This window comes from Noviherbaspirillum sp. ST9, assembly GCF_048799745.1.
In the GTDB taxonomy this organism is placed as follows: Bacteria; Pseudomonadota; Gammaproteobacteria; order Burkholderiales; family Burkholderiaceae_D; genus Noviherbaspirillum.
Window position 1 is genome coordinate 237,114 of sequence record NZ_JBLWFR010000009.1, and the last position, 20,732, is coordinate 257,845.

The 20,732-nt window shown below is 61.0% G+C and carries 16 protein-coding genes; 11 read left to right on the forward strand and 5 right to left on the reverse strand.

The window, feature by feature from the left end:
- Positions 1-34: 34 nt before the first annotated feature.
- From typA to ACNOHI_RS21190, 4 genes are all read left to right on the forward strand, one after another.
- Positions 35-1,870 (forward strand): translational GTPase TypA, encoded by a 1,836-nt coding sequence (gene typA / locus ACNOHI_RS21175; protein WP_420476690.1) that lies wholly within the window; start codon positions 35-37, stop codon positions 1,868-1,870.
- A gap of 85 nt (positions 1,871-1,955) precedes the next feature.
- Positions 1,956-2,852, forward strand: coding sequence for a DMT family transporter (locus tag ACNOHI_RS21180; RefSeq protein WP_420476691.1), 897 nt, complete (start codon positions 1,956-1,958; stop codon positions 2,850-2,852).
- A 9-nt stretch (positions 2,853-2,861) separates the two neighbouring features.
- Complete coding sequence (dusA, locus tag ACNOHI_RS21185; protein ID WP_420476692.1) at positions 2,862-3,872, forward strand: tRNA dihydrouridine(20/20a) synthase DusA; 1,011 nt, start codon at positions 2,862-2,864, stop codon at positions 3,870-3,872.
- Positions 3,873-3,985: 113 nt separating this feature from the next.
- Positions 3,986-4,852, forward strand: coding sequence for an SDR family oxidoreductase (locus ACNOHI_RS21190; protein WP_420476693.1), 867 nt, complete (start codon positions 3,986-3,988; stop codon positions 4,850-4,852).
- On the opposite strand, the gene ACNOHI_RS21195 is transcribed toward ACNOHI_RS21190, so the two are convergent.
- Positions 4,853-5,803 (reverse strand): sigma-54 interaction domain-containing protein, encoded by a 951-nt coding sequence (locus ACNOHI_RS21195; RefSeq protein ID WP_420476694.1) that lies wholly within the window; start codon positions 5,801-5,803, stop codon positions 4,853-4,855.
- 1,206 nt (positions 5,804-7,009) lie between these two features.
- Here ACNOHI_RS21195 and ACNOHI_RS21200 point away from each other — a divergent pair.
- Positions 7,010-8,413, forward strand: coding sequence for a sigma-54-dependent transcriptional regulator (locus ACNOHI_RS21200; protein ID WP_420476695.1), 1,404 nt, complete (start codon positions 7,010-7,012; stop codon positions 8,411-8,413).
- A 16-nt stretch (positions 8,414-8,429) separates the two neighbouring features.
- On the opposite strand, the gene ACNOHI_RS21205 is transcribed toward ACNOHI_RS21200, so the two are convergent.
- Together ACNOHI_RS21205 and galU are read right to left on the reverse strand one after the other, a co-directional pair.
- Positions 8,430-11,138, reverse strand: a complete 2,709-nt coding sequence (locus ACNOHI_RS21205; RefSeq protein WP_420476696.1) for a PAS domain-containing protein — start codon at positions 11,136-11,138, stop codon at positions 8,430-8,432.
- A gap of 310 nt (positions 11,139-11,448) precedes the next feature.
- A complete protein-coding gene (gene galU / locus ACNOHI_RS21210; RefSeq protein WP_420476697.1) occupies positions 11,449-12,354 on the reverse strand; it encodes a UTP--glucose-1-phosphate uridylyltransferase GalU in 906 nt (301 codons plus the stop codon).
- A gap of 403 nt (positions 12,355-12,757) precedes the next feature.
- Here galU and ACNOHI_RS21215 point away from each other — a divergent pair, with 403 nt between their 5' ends.
- The 5 genes from ACNOHI_RS21215 (at position 12,758) to ACNOHI_RS21235 (ending at position 18,961) form a co-directional block, all read left to right on the forward strand.
- Positions 12,758-15,355: an FAD-dependent oxidoreductase gene (locus tag ACNOHI_RS21215; protein WP_420476698.1), complete on the forward strand. Its 2,598-nt coding sequence runs from the start codon at positions 12,758-12,760 to the stop codon at positions 15,353-15,355.
- A gap of 68 nt (positions 15,356-15,423) precedes the next feature.
- Positions 15,424-15,960: a PRC-barrel domain-containing protein gene (locus ACNOHI_RS21220; protein WP_420476699.1), complete on the forward strand. Its 537-nt coding sequence runs from the start codon at positions 15,424-15,426 to the stop codon at positions 15,958-15,960.
- A gap of 10 nt (positions 15,961-15,970) precedes the next feature.
- A complete protein-coding gene (locus ACNOHI_RS21225) occupies positions 15,971-16,333 on the forward strand; it encodes a PRC-barrel domain-containing protein (RefSeq protein WP_420476700.1) in 363 nt (120 codons plus the stop codon).
- A gap of 26 nt (positions 16,334-16,359) precedes the next feature.
- A complete protein-coding gene (locus tag ACNOHI_RS21230) occupies positions 16,360-16,860 on the forward strand; it encodes a DUF421 domain-containing protein (protein WP_420476701.1) in 501 nt (166 codons plus the stop codon).
- A gap of 121 nt (positions 16,861-16,981) precedes the next feature.
- On the forward strand, positions 16,982-18,961 hold the full coding sequence (locus tag ACNOHI_RS21235) for a hypothetical protein (protein WP_420476702.1): 1,980 nt from the start codon (positions 16,982-16,984) through the stop codon (positions 18,959-18,961).
- A gap of 216 nt (positions 18,962-19,177) precedes the next feature.
- Here the strand turns inward: ACNOHI_RS21235 and ACNOHI_RS21240 are convergent, their stop codons facing one another.
- The gene (locus tag ACNOHI_RS21240; RefSeq protein WP_420476703.1) at positions 19,178-19,810 is read right to left on the reverse strand and encodes a Ku protein; all 633 of its coding nucleotides are present in this window, start codon (positions 19,808-19,810) and stop codon (positions 19,178-19,180) included.
- Positions 19,811-19,873: 63 nt separating this feature from the next.
- Complete coding sequence (locus ACNOHI_RS21245) at positions 19,874-20,461, reverse strand: hemerythrin domain-containing protein (protein WP_420476704.1); 588 nt, start codon at positions 20,459-20,461, stop codon at positions 19,874-19,876.
- Between the two features lie 101 nt (positions 20,462-20,562).
- On the opposite strand from ACNOHI_RS21245, the gene ACNOHI_RS21250 reads away from it, so the two are divergent.
- Positions 20,563-20,727: a hypothetical protein gene (locus ACNOHI_RS21250; RefSeq protein WP_420476705.1), complete on the forward strand. Its 165-nt coding sequence runs from the start codon at positions 20,563-20,565 to the stop codon at positions 20,725-20,727.
- Positions 20,728-20,732 lie beyond the last annotated feature (5 nt).

Sequence of the window (20,732 nt, forward strand, 5' to 3'; positions counted from 1 at the left end):
TTCCCCGAATCCCGTCTTCAAGCACTGGACCACCATGTCAAATACCAAGCGCGCTCTGCGCAACATCGCCATCATTGCCCACGTTGACCACGGCAAGACGACCCTCGTCGACCAGCTGCTGCGTCAGTCCGGCACTTTCCGTGACAACCAGCAGGTCGACACGCGAGTGATGGACTCCAATGACCTCGAAAAGGAACGCGGCATCACGATTCTCGCGAAGAACTGCGCGGTTGAATACGAAGGCACGCACATCAACATCGTCGACACCCCCGGCCACGCCGATTTCGGTGGCGAGGTGGAGCGCGTGCTGTCGATGGTGGACTCGGTGCTGCTGCTGGTCGATGCCGTTGAAGGCCCGATGCCGCAAACGCGTTTCGTGACCCGCAAGGCGCTCGGCCTTGGCCTGAAGCCGATCGTCGTGGTCAACAAGATTGACCGTCCGGGTGCGCGTCCTGACTGGGTAATCAATGCGACCTTCGAACTGTTCGACAAGCTGGGCGCGACCGAAGAACAGCTCGATTTCCCGGTGGTGTACGCGTCCGCGCTGAATGGCTATGCCAGCCTCGACCCGACCATGCGCGAAGGCACGATGAAGCCGCTGTTCGACGCCGTGCTGGAACACGTTCCGGTCCGTGATGATGATCCGGATGGCCCGCTACAGCTGCAGATTTCCTCTCTCGATTATTCCTCCTACGTCGGCAAGATCGGCATCGGCCGTATCAAGCGCGGTCGCGCGAAGGCGTTGCAGGATGTGATCGTGTTGAATGGTCCGGATTCCACGCCGATCAAGGCACGCATCAACCAGGTGCTGAAGTTCAAAGGCCTGGAGCGTCAGCTCGTCGATGAAGCTCAGGCCGGTGACATCGTGCTGATCAACGGGATTGAAGAAATCGGCATCGGCAGCACCCTGTGTGCCGTCGATACGCCGGATGCGCTGCCGATGCTGAAGGTGGACGAGCCGACCCTGACCATGAACTTCCTGGTCAACAATTCGCCGCTGGCCGGCCGCGAAGGCAAGTTCGTCACCAGCCGCCAGATCCGCGACCGTCTCGACCGCGAGCTGAAGTCCAACGTCGCATTGCGCGTCACCGATACCGGCGACGACACCACGTTCGAAGTCTCCGGCCGTGGCGAACTGCACCTCACCATCCTGCTGGAAAACATGCGCCGCGAAGGCTATGAGCTTGCCGTGTCGCGTCCGCGCGTTGTGTTCAAGGACATCGATGGCGTGAAGTGCGAACCGTATGAGCTCCTGACCGTCGACGTCGAAGACGCGCACCAGGGAGGCGTCATGGAAGAACTCGGCCGTCGTCGCGGCGACCTGCAGAATATGGAACCGGACGGCAAAGGCCGCGTGCGCCTCGAGTACCGTATCCCGGCGCGCGGCCTGATCGGCTTCCAGTCCGAATTCATGACGCTTACCCGCGGTACCGGCCTGATGAGCCACATTTTTGACGAATATTCACCGGTGGATGCGACCAAGCCGGAACTGGCCGGTCGTCGTAACGGCGTGCTGATTTCGCAGGATGACGGCGCTGCCGTTGCGTATGCGCTGTGGAAGCTGCAGGACCGCGGCCGCATGTTCGTGAGCCACAATGATCCGGTGTACGAAGGCATGATCATCGGCATCCACTCGCGCGACAACGACCTCGTGGTCAACCCGATCAAGGGCAAGCAGCTGACCAACGTTCGCGCATCCGGTACCGACGAAGCAGTGCGCCTGGTGCCGCCGATCCAGCTGACGCTGGAATACGCGGTGGAATTCATCGAGGACGACGAGCTGGTCGAGATCACGCCGAAGAGCATTCGTCTGCGCAAGCGCTTCCTGAAGGAGCATGAGCGCAAGCGTGCATCGCGCGAAGCGGCATAATCGAGCGCCGGGTACGCCATCCGGCAGCATCAACCGGCCCGGCCGCCCGCAAGGGTCGCCGGGCTGATTTTTTTCCGGGTTGCTTATGCCACTCATGACATCGCACCAGCGGGCGATCCTGCTGATGATCATCGCTCCCACGCTGTGGAGCATCGCGGGCGTGTTCACGCGCCATCTCGATTCCGCGCAGGGCTTCGAGGTGACGTTCTGGCGCAGCCTGTTCTCCGGCATCTTCGTTGCCGGTGCGCTGCTGTATCAACAGGGACTGCGTGGAATGACGCGCACCGTGCGTTCGCTCGGGGGCCTCGGCGTATTGAGCGGCCTGATGTGGAGCGTGATGTTCGTGTGCTTTATGGTGGCGCTGACCCGCACGACCGTCGCCAATACCCTGATTGTGATGAGCGTATCGCCGTTGCTGACAGCCTTTCTTGCGTGGCTGATCCTGAAGGAGCGCATCGCCCCGCGCACCTGGCTGGCGATTGCCGCCGCATTCGTCGGCATCTCCTGGATGTTCGTCAATAGCATGAGCGAGGTTGGCGGCAAGCACCTTGTCGGCATGATGATTGCCAGCGCCGTGCCGGTCGCTGCCGCGGTCAACCTCATCGCCATCAAGCGGGCAGGGCATGGCGTGGACCTGATTCCGGCGGTGCTCCTGGGCAGCGTGTTTTCCGCCGGGCTCATGCTGGCTGTTGCCTCACCATTCCAGACTTCGCTGCACGATCTTGCCATCCTGGCGACCCTCGGCTTCTTTCAGCTTGGGTTGCCGTGCATGCTGATGGTGAAGGCGATGAAGCATCTTTCCGCGCCGGAGGTTTCCCTGCTGGCGCTGCTGGAGGTACTCCTCGGGCCGTTGTGGGCGTGGCTAGGTGCAGGAGAAGTGCCGGCGCAGGAAACACTGATCGGGGGAGCGGTTGTCGTCGCGGCGCTTGTGTTCAATGAACTTGCACCCGCACGCCGTCCGCGAAGTGCCACATTACAATAGAAGACGATCATGACAACTTCGAACACTCTGCCCTCGCGCCGCCTCTCCGTCGCCCCGATGATGGATTGGACGGATCGCCATTGCCGCGTCTTCCATCGGCAGATTACCCGCCATACCTGGCTCTATACGGAAATGGTGACGACCGGCGCGCTGGTCTACGGCGATGTGGCCAGGCATCTCGATTTCAGCGAGGTCGAGCATCCCGTTGCCCTGCAGCTTGGCGGCAGCGAGCCGGCTGACCTCGCAAAGAGCGCGAAGCTTGGCGAACAGTGGGGCTACGATGAAATCAATCTCAATTGCGGATGCCCGTCCGAGCGCGTACAGAAAGGCGCATTCGGCGCCTGCCTGATGAACGAGCCGCAGTTGGTTGCGGATTGCGTGAAGGCGATGCGTGATGCCGTTTCGATTGATGTGACAGTCAAGCATCGCATTGGCATCGACCACATCGAAACCTACGACTTCGTCCGCGATTTCGTGGGAAAAATTGCCGAGGCCGGCTGCAATACCTTCATCGTGCATGCACGCAATGCCATCCTGAAGGGACTGAGCCCGAAGGAAAACCGCGAGATCCCGCCGCTGAAGCCGGAATACGCCTACCAGCTCAAGCGCGATTTTCCGCAGCTTGAGATCATCATCAACGGCGGCATCAAGTCGCTGGAAGAAATCGACGCGCACCTTCGGCACGTCGACGGCGTGATGCTCGGCCGCGAGGCGTACCACAATCCCTACCTGATGGCTTCCTTCGACACGCGCTATTACGGCGACGAAGCAGCGCCGAAGTCGCGCGCGCAAGTCATCGAGGCGATGGTCCCCTACATCCGCGAACAGCTCGCACGCTACGGCAACAACGGCACCGGACTTCGGCTCAACAGCATCACCCGCCACATGCTGGGGCTGATGGCAGGGTTGCCTGGCGCGCGCGGATTCCGCCAGACGCTGTCCGATTCCAGGAAACTCGCTTCCGGCGATCCCGCCTTGCTGCTGGAAGCGCTCGCGCGCATGCAGCCACTCGCCGCCTGACCTTCCCTCGTGCGTGCCAACCTTGTTTGGCACGGAACCTGCTGAATCCTGCGCAACGACATGCCGCTTCGGCGGCATGTTCCATTTCCATTCTTCATCCACGGAGAGCGACAATGGCAAGCAAGGACGAAAAACCATCCATTCCCGCGCAGCATCAGGATCACCAGCCCGGTTCGGAAGCGGCGATGACGCCCAAGCCCAAGGCTGAGATGCAGGACTACAAGGGCAGCGGAAAACTGAAAGGTAAGGTCGCGTTGATTACGGGCGGCGATAGCGGCATCGGCCGTGCAGTCGCGATTGCCTATGCGAAGGAAGGCGCGAATGTCGTCGTCGCCTACCTCGACGAACATGAGGATGCCAAGGAGACTCAGCGCTACGTCGAAGCAGCAGGGCGGGACTGCGTGACGATTGCCGGCGACATCGGCGACGCGGCCTTCTGCGCAAAGATGATCGATACGGCAATGTCGAAGTTCGGTCGGCTCGATATCCTGGTCAACAATGCCGCGCAACAATATCCGCAGCAGAGCATCGAGGACATTACCGAAGATCAGTTGCTGAAGACATTCCGCACGAACATCTTTTCGATGTTCTTCACGGTGAAGGCGGCGCTGCCACATTTGAAATCCGGCGCGCGCATCATCAATACGACCTCGGTCACGGCCTATCGCGGCAGTTCGCACCTGCTCGACTACTCCTCCACCAAGGGCGCGATTGTCGCGTTCACGCGCTCGTTGTCCCAGCAGCTGATCGAGAAGGGCATCCTCGTCAACGCCGTTGCGCCCGGGCCGGTGTGGACGCCGCTCATCCCGGCGAGTTTCAGCGAAAAGGAAGTCGAAGGATTCGGCGAGAAGTCCCCGCTCGGCAGGGCTGGACAGCCGGACGAGATCGCACCGTCCTACGTCTTCCTCGCTTCGGACGACGCGTCCTTCATGTCCGGACAGGTGCTGCACCCGAACGGCGGCGAAGTCATCAACACGTAATCAGTATTCCTTGAGACGGTTGTAGAGCGTCTTGAGGCTGATGCCGAGCGCTTCCGCGGTGAGGCGCTTGTTGCCGCTGTAGTGTTTCAACGTCGCAAGGATGATTTCCTTCTGCGCATCCGCGAGCGGTGTGCCGACGAAGAAGTTGAGATAGCCCTCATGCACCGTGGGCTTTTTGGCCGCCAGTTCTGAAATGCATTCTTCCACGTCAAGGGTGTCGGTGCCGAGGATGAAGGCGCGCTGAACGACATTCTTGAGTTCGCGCACGTTGCCCGGCCAGGAATAAGAGCGAATGACGTCGAGCGAATTGCGCGAGAAAACTTTCTGCTTTCCTTCCTTTTCGTTCAATGCCTGCAGGAAGTGCAGGGCGAGCAGTTCGATATCGCTGCCGCGCTCGCGCAATGGCGGCACCCGTACGGGGAAGACCGCGAGGCGGTACATCAGGTCCTCGCGCAGATTGCCCTGCTTGACCGCGGTATCCAGGTCGCGGTTGGTCGCGGCGACCAGTCGCACATCGACCTTGACTTCCTCGTCGCCGCCCACGCGGAGGAAGGTGCCTGCCTCCAGCACGCGCAATAGTTTGACCTGCATGTCGATCGGCATCTCGGTGATTTCATCGAGGAACAAGGTGCCGCGCGATGCATGCTCGAAATAGCCGATATGTTGCCGGGAAGCGCCGGTGAAACTTCCTTTCTCATGGCCGAAGAGGGCAGCCTCGATCAGGTGCGCGGGAATGGCGCCGCAGTTCACCGCGACAAAGGTTTCGTCGCGTCGCGTGCTGGCGCGGTGAATCGCATTGGCGATCAACTCCTTGCCTGTCCCGCTTTCTCCTACCAGCAGCACGGTGGCATCGGTCGACGCGACCCGTTCCACTTGCTGGTACAGCTGCTCCATGACGGGCGACGAGCCGTACACAATGCCGGAATGCGTGAATGAGTTGTCGAGAGTCATAGAGAATCCAGGCGTTGACCGGACAAGCAAATATCGTTGTCCAGCGTACTGTCACAATTGTTACACCACTGCCTGAGGCTTCACTTGCGCTAATTCAGTTCCATTGCGCAAAAAAGTTTTTCTACACGTGCTGGAGGAATTGGACGATCAACGATACACGATAACGCCATGCGCGTGTGCGCGTGGACGTGCGATCCTTCAGCAAATTCAGGAGACGGCCATCAGTGTCCGCATGGCATGCACGCCGATGTAACGCTTACGCCGCATCTGTAAGTTTTACGTCGAAAGAGATGATCAACAAGCTGTGCGTTTAAGCCTCTACGCGTACCGGAACGCGCATGCAATTGGCACGGAAGCTGCGTCCCGCTACACGCCGACTTTGCGAAAAAGTTAAGAACTTATCGCAAATGAACTGGTCAAGAACGAGACACCGTTAACTTTTCGTGAAAGGAACAAGAATGAATGCACTCAAGACCACATCCAAGATCTTGTTGGTTGTTGCCGCACTCAGTCTGACGGCCGTCGGTTGTGAACGTCGTGCTGGTGACCAGAGTTCCGGCGCAAGCGGCTCTCCGGGCAGCTCCAGTTCCTCGGGCAGTTCTGGCGCAATGGGTGGTTCCGGCTCTTCCGGTACCTCCGGCGGAAGCTCAGGCTCGGGCAGCTCCTCTGGCTCCGGTTCGAAGTAAGCCTCTTTGCAGTACGTTCGCCGATTCCGGAGCGCAGGCTCCGGCGGTGAGTTCCGCAAGCGAACATCGACGCGCGTGCGAGACGCCGGCCCCGCCCATTTCCGGTGCACTCGCAGAGCGTCGAACCTAGCGGCCGTTGCGCAGTCCAATCCGGACGGACGACGAACTCTGCCCGAAATGTTCGCGCTGATCGGGTGACGCAGGAGTGGATGCGGGAAACATTCATCCCGCTCTTATCTCCGAACGGAAGCGTCCTTGCGTCGTCAACACCGACAACAAGATTGTCCGCTGTTCTTGGTCAAAAAGCGCGCAGGCGCGAACCTAGACAATAGTGGCATGGGACATATGCTGAGATAGTCAGGCTATAGAACAACGGCATCCCGATGTAGCAGTCAACCCCAACGTTTTTTTCCCCACGACAGGCACGTTTGCACTGCCAGGAAGGTGCAGGCGTTCATGCGCGGTATCTGCATACCCGCGCACAAGATTTTTGCTGGACAACATAGAGAGAGCAGTTCATATGCCGCATGTACTGATCGTTGACGATGACGTCAACACGCGAGAAGCGCTTGTCGAAATCACCGGCGCGGAAGGATTTTCCACGGCCGTCGCAGGCAGCATCAAGGATGCGCAGGTGCAGATCATGCGCCAGCGACCGGATGTGGTGCTGATCGATCTGAAGTTGCCGGATGGTAGCGGGATGGACCTCTTCAACGATATCGAATCCCGTGCGACAACCGAGATCGTGCTGATTACCGGACACGCGAGCGTGGAGACGGCGGTGGAAGCGCTGCGCCTCGGCGCTGCCGATTACCTGACCAAGCCGATCAATTTCCGCCGGCTCAAGGCTTTGCTTTCCCGCATACCGCGTACCGTCGACCTGAAGGAGGAAATCGGCGTCTTGCGCAGTGAGTTGCGCCGGCTCGGCCATTTCGGCCAGATGCTTGGCGCCGCGCCGGCGATGCAGAAGCTTTACAACCACATTGCGCGCGTCGCGCCAACGGAAGCAACCGTCCTCCTGCTGGGGGAAAGCGGCACGGGGAAAGAACTGGCGGCGCAGACCATTCATGAACTGAGCCTGCGCCAGAAACATCCCTTCCTGCCGGTCAATTGCGGCGCGATTTCGCCGCAACTGATCGAGAGCGAAATCTTCGGCCACGAGAAGGGCAGCTTCACGGGTGCCGACCGCCAGCACAAGGGCTACTTCGAGCGCGCCAACGGGGGCACGCTCTTCCTCGACGAAATCACCGAAATGCCGATCGAGTTGCAGGTCAAGCTCCTGCGCGTGCTGGAAACCGGATCCTTCATGCGCATCGGCAGCAACCAGGAAATCGAAACCGATGTGCGCGTCGTCGCAGCCAGCAACCGCGATCCCGAACAGGCGGTGTCGGAAGGCAAGCTGCGCCTCGACCTGTACCACCGGTTGAATGTCTTCCCGCTGAAGATCCCGCCACTCCGTGAGCGCGGCGGCGACATCGAGCTGCTGGCCGAGCATTTCCTCGAGCAGCTCAACGCGGCGCACGGCACGAGCAAAGTGCTGTCGCCAGACGGGCTGGCCTGCCTGAGCAACTACCATTGGCCGGGCAATGTGCGGGAATTGCGCAACTATATCCAGCGTGCGTTCATCCTGTCGGACCACACGATCGACGCGGCGGCGCTCGCTCCCGTCATCACCACGCAGTCACCTGTCGGACTGACGCTGGCGATCCCTGTCGGTACGTCCTTGGCGGACGTGGATCGCAAGCTGATCTATGCGACGCTCGAACTGTGCGGCGGCGTGAAAAAGCGCGCAGCCGATATCCTCGGCATCAGCCTGAAGACGCTGTACAACCGGCTGGAAGAGTATGGCCCGTACGAGGGAAGCATGCAGAAAAAGGACGACGCTTCCTCCATGCAGGGAAGCAGCAGCGACTCCTACCATTAACGATGGAGGCTCGGGCTCACTCCCGGGTCACCATCGTATCGATCACCACAATCAGTTCCTCCGGTGCGACCGGCTTCGTGACATGCATCTGGAAGCCGGCGGTCAGTGCGCGGATCCGGTCCTCTCGCTGTGCGAAGGCGGTCAGCGCCAGCGCGGGCATGCGGTGCAGCGGCGTACTGCCGTCGCGCGCCTTCCAGTTGCGCAGGCGTCGCAGGGCCGAGTAACCGTCCTCGCCAGGCATGGCGATGTCGCTCACCAGGACGTCCGGCAAATCGTCCGTCTGGCATGCATCCAGGAGGGCCACCGCATCGGATGACGAGGCCGCGGCGACGACGTTCGCCCCGGCGCCGGTCAGCACCATGGTGAGGGATTCACGTGCTTCCTCCTGGTCATCCACAAGGAGGATCTTGAGGCCCTCCAGTGAGGGCAGCGGCACGCCGGTGCTGCCGACATCGGAAGGACCGATGGTGAGGTACTTGTCCTCGCGCGCGCGCAGCGGGAACGTCACGGAAAACGTGCAGCCCTTGCCTTCGCCCGCGCTTTCGGCCTTGACCCGGCCGCCATGCAGTTCAATCAGATGGCGGACCAGGAACAGGCCAAGGCCGAGCCCGCTGTGGTCGCGCGTGCTCGACGTGTCTTCCTGGCTGAAACGGTTGAACAGGTGCGGAAGGAAGTCCGGCGAGATGCCGACGCCATCGTCGCGAATGGAGACCAGGATGTCCCTGTCGCTGCAAGACGCGGTCAGCCAGACATTGCCTTCTTCCTGCGTGAACTTGATGGCATTGGAAAGCAGGTTCCAGAAAATCTGCTGGACGCGGTCGGCGTCGCCTTCCACCTGTTCACTGGTGATGCGATACGTGCAGGTGATGCTGATGCGCTTCGCCGCCGCAAGGGCACGCACGCTCTCCACCGCGGTCTGCAGCGCCGGCAACAGCGCAAGGGGTTGTTTCACCAGGCGCAGTTTGCCGCTCATCATACGCGTGACGTCGAGCAGGTCTTCGATCAGGCGCACCTGCTGCCCGACGCCAGTCTTGATTCCTTGCAGCGCACGCTGGGCCAACGGCGCGGAGGTCGCATCCTTGACATAGTTCTCGAGCACGTGCGCCCAACTCTGGATGCCGTTCAGCGGCGCACGCAATTCGTGCGAGACGATGGCCAGGAATTCGTCCCGGGCCCGCGCCGCGGTTTCCGCCTGGATGCGCGCGGTCCGTTCCCGGGCGAGAAGCTCGTCGCGTTCCTTCTCCATCCTTGCGCGCTCGGTGACATCGTAGGCGATGCCGACTACGGACTCGATGTTTCCGTAGCGGTCGATCTCCGGGATCACGCGGCCGGAAAAATAGCGCATCTGTCCGTCGATGATGTGATCGAAGTCGAGGCGCTGGTCGACGCCGGTGGTGAAGGCGGCGGTGGCGGCATCGTCCCATGCGCGCACGACGCTGCGGGGCATGCCCAGCTCGGCCTTGGTCTTGCCCAGCACTGCCGGGGCCTTCAGTCCGGTCAGGCGCTCGATCGCCGGGTTCGCGTAGAGGTGGCGCATGTTGCGGTCGATGCGCGAAATGATGTCCGGTGAATTTTCGACCAGTGTCTTGAATTCCCTTTCCCTGCGCTGCAATTGTTCCTCGGTGACGCGCAACCGGGTGGTATCCGTGATGGCGATGACCAGGCCGCGCACCTTGCCCTGGCCGTCCAGGTCGGGCACGTACATCATGTGCAGCGTGCGCTCGGAACGGCCCGGTTCGGGCAGATTGATCTCATGTTCCTGCGGCTGTCCCTCAAGCGCCGCGTCGATGTACTGCCGGATGGCGGCGAAGGTTTCATCACCCATGACCTCCGACAGCAGCCTCCCGATGGCCGCGGGCGGCGCGACGGCGTGGCGGTCGGCGAAGGTCTTGTTCACAAAGACGATGCGGTATTCGCGATCGCATTTTGCAAGCAGCACCGGCAGCGCATCCGCCATCAGGCGCAGCTGCCGTTCCTGTTTGCGTGATTCGTGCTCCGCTTCCCGGCGCTCGGTGATGTCCATGATCATGGCCGAGAAGCCGCTTATGGTATTGCTCTCGTCGAAGTCGGGTGTATAGGTGACGGATACGTGACGCCGGCCGAGCTTGTTCGTGATCGGGACTTCGTAGGACACCTGCTCCCCATTCAGCGCGCGTCTCACGTAGGGCTTGACCTTCTCGTAATCTTCGCCAACGACTTCGTCGACACGCCTTCCGATGATTTCTTCCCGAGAACGGCCGAACCAGCGCTCATAGGTCGCGTTGACGAAACGGTAGCGCTCGTCGGTGCCGACATAGGAAATCATGACGGGCACGTTGTCCGTGATCAGGCGCAGATACTGGTCCTGCTGGAGCAGCGCGGCGGTGATGCTCTTGCGCGCGCCGGCGTCGCGCACGACGACCAGCATGCTGTCCGGCGCATCGGGATCGAGATAGGGCGACAGCGTGATCTCGGCGTGCAGGTGACTGCCATCCGGCAGCGTCAAGGATTGTTCAAACGTGGCGGGACAATTTCCGCGCGCATCGACGGCCGGCAGCAGGTCGTTGATGGCTAAACCGGTGAGTGGATCCGGGGCGGAATAGCCAAGGAGGCGGGCCGCCGCGCGGTTGGCGCCGGCGACCCGTCCGTCGCGCACAAGAAGAACGCCGTCGGTGCAGCGTTCGACAAGGTGGAGATAGCGTTCTTCATCCGGAGTGGCACTGTCGTTTGTCGAGATGATAGGCATTGCATCAAGCCGCGTGTTCGGGGCCATGGACGTTGATAAATGGTCTTTTCCCCGTATGGGCCATACCTGGTGGTTCGATACCGACATGATGAAACCAACTCCTCGTACCGGATTCCTTGCTTACCATGTACCGCGAAAAAGTGCGGACCGGCGGCGTGCGCGCGCCAGTGTCCGCTGTCTGGATTTTATGTCCGACGTATCCACTTTCGTTTCGGCAAACGCAGGAACGGCGCTGGTGACATTTGATATACGACAAAAGCATGGAAACATCGTGCCTGATTGTGTGATGCCGACCGCGCCGCTCCGTGTGTCATGCGCTGAGGTTGCCGACGTTCTGCTTGACGCCGTCAAGCTTCAGCGTGGAGAGGAAGCTGCTGAACTCCTCGGCCACCGCCGGATGCCGCAGCGCGTGTACGACAACCGCTTCCAGATACCCGATCTTTGAGCCGCAGTCATAGCGGCGTCCCTTGAACTCATAGGCGAGGACGGGATGCGCCGCGAGCATAGCGGCAATGGCGTCGGTCAACTGGATCTCCCCGCCGGTGCCGGGCGTGACACGCTCGAGATAGTCGAAGATTTCCGGCGTGAAGACATAGCGTCCCACCACACCCAGGGTGGAGGGGGCGTTCTCGGGCGCGGGCTTTTCGACGATGTCACCGACCCGATGGATGCGTACGCCCATCGATTGCGGTCGCACGATGCCGTACTGCTGCGTCTGGTCGAGCGGCACATTCTGCACGCCGACGACCGAGCTCGCATGCTGGCCATGCAGGTCGATCATCTGCTGAAGGACAGGCACATCGGCATCGATCAGGTCATCCGCCAATACGACGGCGAAGGGTTCGTTGCCGACCAGCGGCCGCGCACACAGCACGGCATGTCCGAGGCCGAGGGCCTCGCTCTGGCGCACGTAGGAATAGTGCAGGTTGTCCGGCAACAGGCTTTGTATCTCTTTCAGCAGCTTGACCTTGCCATGCGAAGCCAGCTCGGATTCCAGTTCGTAGGCCTTGTCGAAGTGGTCTTCAATGGAACGCTTGCCGCGTCCCGTCACGAAAATCATTTCGGTAATGCCCGCTGCCGCGGCTTCTTCGACGGCGTACTGGATCAGCGGCTTGTCCACAATCGGCAGCATTTCTTTCGGCGATGCTTTCGTAACGGGCAGGAAACGGGTGCCCAAACCTGCGACGGGAAATACTGCTTTACGGATCTTGGTCATTGTCGTCTCTCTTCGGTCCATGGTTGAACATGCAGGACGCCGCGCGTGGGTAACGATTACACCGGTTTGCCATTTTTACATGTGTGAAAACGGCAGCAACTTCTGCAACTTTCCGCTGGTGAACGGCATGTCGCGCGCTGCAGGCGCCCTTCGTCGGCGGCAAAGAGTCGTACAAGCAGGAAGCGTACCGGCGCGAACTTGCTGACCATGGGAGAGGGGATTGATCGGCGTCATGGGACAGGGGCACACCGTGATTGCGCCGCGTCAGCGTCGCGCAACAGCTTGCTTCGTATAGTCGGATGAACAAATGCGTCGGCGATGCCGTGTACAAGCGTCGGCACAGGAATTGCGTCCGCAATCGCATTTTTGATTACCTTAGATGCCGTATAGGCGAGGAGATAGAATGGCTTCAGCAATCATTGTGTTTTCGCATCTGCGTTGGGATTTTGTCTTCCAGCGGCCTCAGCATTTGATGACCCGCCTTGCCGCACGCCATCCCATCGTTTTTGTCGAAGAGCCGGTGCACGATGAGGAACGGACCTTCCTTCACACTTACTCGCCAGCGCCAGGCATTCTCGTCTGCCAGCCGCATACGCCGGTGAGCCAGCACGGCTTCCATGATGACCACTTGCCGCATCTGCAGAAGCTGATGCGTCAGGTGGTCCGCGATTACGATGACCACATCGCCTGGTTCTACACGCCCATGGCGCTGCCTTTGCTGCAGGAATTGCATCCGCGTCTCGTTGTTTATGACTGCATGGACGAGCTCTCTTCCTTCAAGAATGCGCCGAAGCAGTTGCTGCAGCGGGAAAGCGCCTTGCTGAAGGTGGCAGACCTGGTCTTCACTGGAGGCCCCAGCCTGTACCGCGCCAAGCGCGAACGGCATCCAAGCGTGCACTGCTTTCCAAGCAGCGTCGACGCCGAGCATTTCGTGCAGTCGCTGGATCGTGCCAACTCCCATCCCGCGCACAAGGACATCCCCGGGCCGCGCCTCGGCTATTACGGCGTCATCGATGAGCGGCTCGATACGGAGCTGATCGCTCGCCTGGCCGACGCGCATGGGCAGTGGCAGATCGTGCTGGTTGGCCCGGTGGTCAAGATCGACCCGGCAAGTTTGCCTCGCCGGGACAACATCCATTACCTCGGACAGCAGCCTTACCAGGCCTTGCCTCACTTCCTGGCGGGCTGGGATGTTTGCCTGCTGCCGTTCGCCCTCAACGAATCGACGCGCTTCATCAGCCCGACCAAGACGCTGGAATACATGGCGGCGGAATTGCCCATCGTGAGCACGCCGGTTGCGGACGTCGCCGACATCTATCGCGACATCGTCTCAATCGCGCCGGATGCGCAGTCGTTCATCGCGGCCTGCGAGGCGGCGCTGCTGGCGACGCCGCAGGAGCACGCGGAAAAGGTCGGCAAAATGCGCAAGGTGCTGGCCGCGACCTCATGGGACACGACCGTCGAAAAGATGTGGGCGCTCCTTGCATCCACGCCGCGCCGCGCACTGACGCCCAGCGAGACCGCCACTGAAAAGTCCGATCCTGCAGCCAGCATCAATCTCGTCCGGCAGCACGAGACGCCGCGCTTTGTGAAGACGGCAATCATCGGCGCCGGCCCGACCGGGCTGTCGGCCGCTTACCACCTCGGCCATGACGCCGTCCTCCTGGAAAAGCATTCGATGGTGGGCGGATGGTGCCGCTCGATCAAGGACAACGGTTTTACCTTCGACCATGCGGGCCACATCATGTTCTCCAACGACCCCTATGTGCTGGAGCTGTATGAGCTCCTGCTCGGGTCGAACGTCCACTGGCAGAATCGCGAAGCCTGGGTGTACAGCAAGAACGTCCACACCCGTTACCCGTTCCAGGGCGCGCTCTACGGCCTGCCGCCCGACGTGATCAAGGAATGCATCATGGGTGCGATCGAGGCGCGTTTCGGCAGCGCCGGCAAGACAGCGCCGACGCCCGCGCGCGCAAACGATTGCTGCGCGGATGGCGGCGTCGCGCTGCCGGGGGCGAAAGTGGCGTCGCTGGAAAAGCGCGGTCCGGCCAACTTCGAGGAGTTCATCTACCAGGTTTGGGGAGCGGGGATCGCGAAACATTTCGCCATTCCGTACAACCGCAAGCTGTGGGCGGTGCCGCTGACGGAGATGGAAACTTCCTGGCTCGGCGGACGCGTGCCGCTGCCGGACCTCGAGGAAATCATCGATGGCGCGCTGCAGCCCGTCGGCAAGCCGATGGGGCCGAACGCGCGCTTCGGCTATCCGTTGCGGGGCGGATTCCAGGCGCTGGTCTCCGGATTTGTCCCACACATCAAGGGCACCATCGAACTCAATGCCGATGTGGCGCATATTTCTCCGCGCCAGCGCACGATTACGCTACGCGATGGGCGCCGCTACCAGTATGACAACCTGATCAGCACCATGCCGCTGCCCGAACTGGTCAGGATCATCGGTGACGAAGCGCCGGAAGAGGTGAGGGAGGCCGCAAGCGGACTCAAGCATATCTCCGTGCGCTGCGTGAATCTCGGCGTGGCGCGCGAGAACATCACCGACAAGCACTGGATCTACTACCCGGAAGACACCATCTTCCATCGCATCTTCGTGCAGGGAAATGCGAGCCCCGAGTGCAATCCTCCAGGCGGCTTCGGCATCACCTGCGAGATCACCTACTCGCCGACATGGAAGCCGTTGCCAGTGAGCGGCCAGGCGCTGATCGACCGTTGCATCCAGGATTGCATCAAGGTCGGCATGTTCCGCGAAGACGACAAGGTCATTGCCGCCAACGAGATCGACATGCCGTACGCCTACGTCGTGTATGACCATGCCCGTGCGCGCAATGTCGAGACCATCAAGTCCTGGCTCGCCAAGCACGACATCATTCTTGCCGGACGCTACAGCGAATGGGAGTACTACAACTCCGACCATGCCTTCATCGCTGGCAAGAAGGCGGCTGAAACCGTGAGGTGGGTGGAGAAGCAGCGCGCCGTAGCCGCCGAGTAGCGCCTGTGCATATTGGCATGCCCCTTGCTCGTTCCCAATGAACGACACCGCAGAGCAAGAGGGACTGCATGAAAAAAGCGCCTGCCATCGCCTTGGCCATCGTCCTCGCGATGGCTTCCCACGTCCATGCGCAACCAGCGCCTCCCACCGGCGCCGCCGCCGCCACGCCGACGGCGACGCCGCAACAACACACGCTCTATCGCGGCTCGCGGATCATCGGCACCACCGTGCGCGACGCGAAAGACCGGAAGATCGGCCAGATCAAGGACCTCATCCTCGATGGCGGGCGCGGGGAAGTGGCGTACGCGGTCGTCAATTTCGGCGGGGTGATGGGCGTCGGTAAAAAATTCCACGCGATTCCCTGGCAGGCATTGCAGCCGAGCGACGATGGTAACTATTACATCCTGCATGCAGATCGCGAGACGATCAGCCAGGCGCCCGGGTTTGACAAGGCGAGGTGGCCGGACATGACCGACAGGAAATGGAATGCCGAAATCGACCGCTACTGGAGCCGCATGGTCGGACGCGGTCCTGCCGCCGACAGGAGCATCTCGTCCGGAAGCGCCACAGCCGCTCCTGCAGGCGCGGGCAACAGCGGACGTTAGGAGAAGCGCCATGGCGAACATCATTGGCGAGAAACCTGATCTATCCGGTCCCGGGCCCGACGTCATGGCCGTGGATACGCTGGAGGGGTGCACGGTCGTCAACCTGAGCGACGAGAGCCTGGGCGAAATCCAGGACATCATGATCGACGTGCGCAGTGGTCACGTCGCCTATGCCGTCCTTTCGTTCGGCGGCGTGCTGGGCATCGGCAACAAGCTTTTCGCCATTCCGTGGGACGCGCTGACCCTGGATGCGGAGCGGCGATGTTTCGTCCTCGATATCGCACGCGAGCGCCTGGAGCACTCGCCCGGCTTCGACAAGTCGCATTGGCCGTCGATGCCGGGGCCTGGCTGGACGCAAACGGAGCGGAGGTAAATCAATAAACTTTCTGGCGCCAACGAATGGAACACTTGTTATCGGTCGATTGGGAAGAGATGTTCAGCCTCAGCTTGCCGCTGGCGGAAATCATCGTCCGCGGATCGGCCATGTACTGGTTCCTGTTTGTTGTATTCCGCTTCGTCATACGACGCGATATCGGCGCGGTCGGTATCGCCGATGTGCTGGTCCTGGTCATCGTCGCGGACGCGGCACAGAACGGGATGTCGGGCGAGTACACGAGCATCACGGACGGGATGGTGCTGGTGGCGACCCTGATTGCGTGGAACGTCCTGCTGGACTGGATGAGTTTCCGCTTTCCCCTTTTCCGGCGCTTTGCAGAACCGGCGCCGATCCGCCTCGTCTGGAAAGGCCGCGTCCTTGCCCGCAACATGCGGCGCGAGCTCATTACGGATGAAGAGCTGTGGAGCAAATTGCGCCAGGCCGGCATCGAGTCGATCGATGATGTGAAGGAGGCCTATATCGAGTCCGACGGACAGATCAGCATCATCAAGAACAGCAGTTAGCCAGAGTTGGACGGAAGCGGTATTGCCGGTCTGTTATCGACCGGCTTTTTTATTTCCGCAGGATAAAACTTTCCGCACGCCATGTTGTCTTCAGGAATGACTCATCATTCCGGATAACAACATGAATGGAAATCGAAGCGCATTGCGCGCCCTGCAGTGGAAGCATGTCGCGGCGGGTATCGTGGTTACCGTTGCCATCTCGTCATGCGGCGGAGGCGGGGGCGACGTCAGCAACCTTGGCGCTTCGTCCGGTGTCGTCGACACGGGCGCCACATCGCTGCCCCTGGCACCGTCCTTCCCTATCGGTGCGACGTCGACGCCGGCCTATGCGCCGGTGACAAGCGAGAACGGCAGCCTGCTCATTTCGGAAGTCGCGACGGGCTATTACAGCAATGACATTGTCTGGCTGGAAGTGGTCAATACGTCAATGCAGCCGTTGCTGTTGTCACGCTTCGTCCTGCGCAGCTCCTCCATCGATTCGGCGACCGGCGTCAGCAGTCTTGCGCCGGCGGAGTTCGCCCTTCCCGACGTCACGCTGGCACCGGGCGCCTTCCTTGTCATTGGCAGCAGGACCTCGGATGGATTGGAGGATTCGGCGCAGATGGTCTATGTGAGGAACAGCACGGCGCGTCCGTTCTGGAATGCCAACGGCTCGGTGGAGCTGGTGCGCGACGGCGCGACGACGGACTTTGTCCGCTTCGGCACATCGACCGCCGAGCCCTCGTCCGGCAACGCCTGGAGCGGTGCAAGCGTCCCGGCCTTGCCCTCCGGACCGGAGGAACACGGCAAGTCCATCGTACGCCTTGCTGCGCGCGGCATGGCCGATACCGATACCGCGGCGGACTGGTCGCTGGTCAACTTCGCCACGCCTGCCGGCATGAACGACATTGCACCCAAGGTGATCGACTCGGACCGCGACGGCATTCCGGACAGCGCCAAGGTGGCCGGCGGCACGTACGCCGGACTGGACCTCCATGCGATGGGCGCGCGCCCCGGCCGACGCGACATTTTCCTGGAAATCGATTACATGGATGGCGACGACGTGGCAACCCGGCCACGGCGCGAGGCCTTGCAGAAGATGGAAAAGGCGTTTGCCGACAAGGGCATCGCCATGCACATCGATGCGGGCGGCCTGCATGCGGCGAACTTCGATCCGGCGGCCTTCAATCTCGGCGGCGGCAACAGCGTGCCGTTCTCGCCCTGCATCGAGCTCGACACCTCGGCGGAAGGCGCGGGGGCGCGGGCCGGTTGTTCGTCCTTCGTGGCGTACAAGAATCGCTACATGGATATCCGGCGCAGGCTGCTGTTCCACTATGCGCTGTTCGCCAACTCGCTTAACACCGACGGCAGCGCGGGCCCGTCCGGCATTTCGGAAATGTCGGGCAATGATCTGATCATCGCGCTCGGCGGCTACGGCTTCCCGACCGATACCGACGTGGCCGTGAATATGCTGGTCAACATGCAGGCCAGCACGCTGATGCATGAGTTCGGCCATAACCTGGGCCTGCGTCACGGCGGCAACGAGGACGTCAATTACAAGCCCAACCACTACAGCGTGATGAACTACATGTACCAGTTCGCGGGCTTGAGCGCGACGCCGGACAGCGCCCACGCGGCCGACCGCTACTATCTGGCCAATGGCCTCAAGGGCATCACCTACTGCGGCCTGGTCGAGAACTCGCCCTGCAGCGATGCCTTCCTGATGAGCTATTCGGACGGGCGCGGGGCGCCGCTCGATGAGGCGCGCCTGTCGGAATCGTTGAACATCGGACGGGGCAGCGCCGGCGGCGCTTATGCCGACTGGGACAACAATGGCGTGTGGACCACCGGGACGTTCGGGAAGAACATCAATCCGTTGGGCGGATTCGGCAGGACGGTGCTGACGGACTACGATGAGTGGAGCAATCTGCAGATCGTTTTCTCGCGCAGCTTTTCCGGGAGCAGTACCGGGAAGACACTGTCGAGACCGTCCGCCACAGCATCGCCGTCGCTCGTCAATGCGATGGACCACCGGCACCCGTTCGACACGATCGAGGAAGAGGCATTGCCGCCGGGTTTGCGGCAGATGATTCGCAATATGCCGCGGGGGAAGGGGCACTGAGCAGGCGTGCAGATGGTTTCAGGATGTCGGGCGCTTACGCCTCAACCTCTTGTCGTACCCGCGAAGGCGGGAATCCATGCTGAGTTTGCATCGATCACCTCACTATGGGTTCCCGCCTTCGCGGGAACGACGTGGAAAAGGCAAGGGATCGGTTCAGACATTCACCCGCATTCCCGAGTAGATTCGCTCCTTCGTTAAAAGTCTCTTGCTATCCCGCTAGCCCCGACGGCGGCGCGCAAACACACGCTTGTAGCGCCGTGGCGACTGCGCCTGGCGCAAGGCATGGCCACTGGACGGATGCATCCTGCGGCCCAGGATACTGGCGAGATAATCATCGTCGATCAGCTCATCTTCATCCAGCAAGCCTTCGAGTTCTTCGACGATGATGCGCTCGCTTTTCTTTGCTTTCATTTTTTTCTCCTCCAGGTCCGTGCCGGCCGGCCTGAATATGTTCTGGTAATCCCCCGCATGCATGGTCGGGGCAAGCATCGCCATCTGTTGGGCGGTTGCGAGATCGAATGACTCTTCCTGCAGCCTGCGGGATGTCGCCGACTCGTATTCGTGCGACCAGCGCAGGGTGTTGAGGACCAGCGACTGGCCTTGCGGGACGACCGCCGCCAGGTGCTGGCGCGACTGGATCACGACATAAGCGATGCCGATCTTTCCCGAGTGCCGCAACGTCTCGCGCAGCAGCGCATAGACTTTCTCGCCGCCGGGCGCGGGCGCGAGGTAATAGGGTGTCTCGAAATAATCCGAGGGGATTTCCTGGGCTTCGACGAATGCCAGGATATCCACGGCGTGGGTCGATCTTGCATGCGGTGGATGCAGTTCCGTGTCGGGCAAGTTCACGAATCGCCTTTCTTCATTGGATGAGGCGCCGGGACGCCGCCGGCGGCGATCCCGGCGGGGGTTTTAGTGGACGCGCCGCTTCGACGTGGATCCATCCGGATCCTCGTCGTCCTCGTCGTCGGACGGGACACCGAGTTCCTCGCGCAGCTCGAGCTTGCGCTCGCTGATTTCCTGTCCCAGTTCTTCCAGGTCGAGGTCTGCCTTCTTGATCTTCGGGAAGAGCTCCTTTTCTTCCTCCTCGATGTGGTGCTTCACATACTCGCCGAGCACCGTGAACTTGGCGTCGTACAAGTCGTCGCCTGGCTGCATGGCGGCCAGTTCGGTGATCAGCTGCTTGGCGGATGCATGTTCGACTTCCGCTTCGTCGAGCAGGTCCATATCATCGATTGCGTCGCGGGCGGCGGGGTAGAAGATTTCCTCTTCCACCTGGGCGTGGATGGTCAGTTCGGCGCAAGCGGTCTCGACGAGGATCTGCTTCGCTTCTTCATCAGTTTCTTCGTCTTCCTTCATCCGTTCAAACTCGTCGAACAGTTCGATCACTTTCTTGTGATCGTCGGCAAGAATATGCAGTGCATCATCTTCCGATCCCTTCGACGATGGACGACGCGATGCGGTTTTGCTGCTGCTCTTGGAAGGCGCGTTACGGGGCATGTCGGACTCCTTTGGTTGGCTACCTCTTGGGTGGCGAAAAACTAGGACGCGTCATCAATTCCAGATCAATGGATGACACGTCCTCGGGTGAGCGTACCCGCATGAATCGCAAGCTCTGTGCCATGACGCGGCGGGCGCGGCGTCCGGCCGCCTTTCGTGAGAATCCTTCGTTAAACCCGCGCGCCGTGTCGAAAAACGCCAACATCGTGGATCTGCACGTTATCCGGCGCCATTTGTGCGCCTTCCGTTTTTTCCTGTCGATGTAAAAATT